This is a genomic window from Desulfonatronospira sp. MSAO_Bac3, from assembly GCF_003838035.1.
Lineage (GTDB): Bacteria > Desulfobacterota > Desulfovibrionia > Desulfovibrionales > Desulfonatronovibrionaceae > Desulfonatronospira > Desulfonatronospira thiodismutans.
In genome coordinates, this window is record NZ_QYZY01000045.1 from 1 (window position 1) to 1,319 (window position 1,319).

The window sequence follows — 1,319 nt, forward strand, 5'->3', positions numbered from 1 at the left end:
GTAACCATTCAGGGGGCAGATACCGGCCAGGGGACAGTCCCCGCGACACTTTTACTGCACAACTGAAAAGTACAGACGCAAAATTTTGTGAAGCATCATAATCATCACTTAGCGGGGACAGTCCCCTGGCCTTGTGCCATCAGCCACCACCGAGGTCCCCCTGAATGGTTACGATTAGACTATGCGCACGGCGTAAACTCCCCTCCCATGGAAGAAAGTATGGCGGTATGGGGGTATCCATGTGTGGGTGTAAAGATGTTTTGACTCCCATACTCCCATACGCCCTTACTCCCATACTTCTTAAGGCCGGGGGTGGTTATAACCGACCTTTTCATTATCTCTCCCCTCCTTAGCCAAGGAGGGGCCGGGGGTGGTTGTATGAGCTCCCTTCCTTTTTCAAATGATGCCCCGAATGGGCCTCTTTTTCTGTGCAGGATCGCCGGAAAAAACCCAGTACTTTTTGCAGACGCATCAGACTTGACTGGAGAAATAAAAACATTCAGATTTATTAGACCAGAACCTTGACAAGTATACAAAAAAGGAGAAGCTTATGGATGTTATTGAGGCCATTATGAACCGGAGAAGTATTCGCAAATATAAAGACAAGCCGGTCACTGATGAACAGATAAAAACCATCCTTGAAGCTGCCATGGTGGCCCCCAGCGCAGGCAATGCTCAACCCTGGCACTTTATTATCTGCCGGGACAAGGAAACCCAGTCCAAAGTCAAGGAAATCAACCCCTATGCTGCAATGGCTGATAAAGCCCCGCTGGGCATTCTTGTCTGTGCTGATTTGAGTCTGGAAAAATTCCCCGGGTACTGGGTCCAGGACTGTTCAGCGGCCACCCAGAATATTCTTTTGGCTGCTCACAGCCTTGGGCTTGGTTCAGTATGGACAGGGATTCATCCTATCAAGGAAAGAGAGGAGGGTTTCCAGAAACTGTTCAATCTTCCAGACCAGGTAATTCCCCTGGCCTATGTCGTCATCGGGTACCCCGACCAGGACCACAAGACACCCAGCAGATACAAACCTGAAAGAATACACTACGACAAGTGGTGATTTTTCCAGCACAAGCGTACCATACCCGGCTAAAAAAGCTGAGTGCAATGGGACTTGTCCCTGCAAACGTAACCATTAACGGCCCTGGGGACAGTCCCCGCGACACCTTTCCTGCAGAATACAAAAAGTTCAGACGCTAAATTTTGCCAAGCTGCATAATCATTACTTAGTGGGGGACAGTCCCCAGGGCCTTGTGCCGGGAACTACCACCGAGGACTCCCATGAATGCCTTCATTTACCTGAGTCTTTTCATGTGCAC

General features: G+C 49.6%; 1 protein-coding gene. It reads left to right on the forward strand.

Annotation, left to right across the window (positions count from 1 at the left end; all coding sequences use genetic code 11):
• Positions 1–550 precede the first annotated feature (550 nt).
• Positions 551–1,060 carry a nitroreductase family protein gene (locus D5S03_RS01385; RefSeq protein ID WP_008868952.1) on the forward strand — a complete coding sequence of 170 codons (510 nt, stop codon included), beginning with the start codon at positions 551–553 and terminating at the stop codon, positions 1,058–1,060.
• Positions 1,061–1,319 lie beyond the last annotated feature (259 nt).